This window comes from Paenibacillus prosopidis (assembly GCF_003337375.1).
In the GTDB taxonomy this organism is placed as follows: Bacteria; Bacillota; Bacilli; order Paenibacillales; family Paenibacillaceae; genus Pristimantibacillus; species Pristimantibacillus prosopidis.
The window spans coordinates 1-1,093 of record NZ_QPJD01000081.1 but is presented as its reverse complement, the minus strand read 5'-3'; the positions used below and the strand labels follow the sequence as shown (position 1 = coordinate 1,093).

Genomic DNA, 1,093 nt, shown 5'->3' with positions numbered 1-1,093 from the left:
CACTATCGTACCCGTTAGCTTAATAAAGGATGTTAAATACGACTTCGAATATCATTCCAGTCATTCTTTAAAAAATGTTTCATCGGTAATTTGGATTAGCTTATCTGTCGCTTCTTTACTTGCAGGATCCGTTACCAGCACCATAAATACATCTCTTAATTCATCTGCTCGAGATAGAACTTTATCTTTTGACTTATCCTCCCTCAAAGAAATATATAGGTTATACAAACTAATATCCAAGTTATCATTCTGTTCCTCATAAGAAGTTAATTCAGAAATAGAGGCTACATTGGAAACACTCGATAAGACGGATCGATATGTATAATCATTCATCATCATGCTTAAACTGCCGAGAACGTTGCTTAGTTCATACTTAAATTTTGTATCAATCGAGTTTTGTAAGTTTTGTGCTTTGGTATTCCCTTCAACATAGTTGTATCCCATGATTATTAAGCCAAGGAAAAGAAGCGATATACAGAAAGCCCATTTCTTCAATTGCAACACCTCCCCATTAATGATCTTACTTCATGAAGTATAAATCATTTCTATTAACACATATTGGAATTATCCTTCCCGTTACCTCAAGGCTCCCGCGGTGTAAAAGTTAGCGCTACCCCGCCAATAACACAAACATCGGATAATTTTATTTCTTCCGTTCCTGAAACGCAGCGAAACTCTCGGCTATTGAATACATTATTTTTCGTTTTCCCGTAGACCTAATATCAGAAACAATACACCTAAAATGAAAAACGAAACACTTAAAAATAAGGAAGTCTTCTCAAGCCTTTGAGCCCGAGATCAAGCCCTGCATTTCCCCCTCGAATTGCATCACTAACCGTTAATATAGCAGCCGCGACTATACGTAATGCATAAATTAGAGCACCGCTTAATATGCTTGTGCAACCGATAATTACTTTCTTCAAATATAACCCTCCCCCTGTTCTTTTCGCTCTTTCCATAAGTTTAGCATTGCAAGCAGTGCCTCTGATACATGAATATCATTCCACTAATCTCCCGTTACTTCAGCGAAAGAAAAGGGATCCACAGACTGCGCAGCAGTTGGCGATCCCTTTTTAAGTAACGTACCCGTTAG

General features: G+C 37.8%; 2 protein-coding genes. Both read right to left on the bottom strand.

Annotated elements, in window-relative coordinates:
- Window positions 1–60: 60 nt before the first annotated feature.
- Window positions 61–495, bottom strand: coding sequence for a hypothetical protein (locus DFP97_RS30370; protein WP_114384375.1), 435 nt, complete (start codon window positions 493–495; stop codon window positions 61–63).
- A 263-nt stretch (window positions 496–758) separates the two neighbouring features.
- Window positions 759–923: a hypothetical protein gene (locus tag DFP97_RS31100; protein ID WP_181873755.1), complete on the bottom strand. Its 165-nt coding sequence runs from the start codon at window positions 921–923 to the stop codon at window positions 759–761.
- Window positions 924–1,093: the final 170 nt, after the last annotated feature.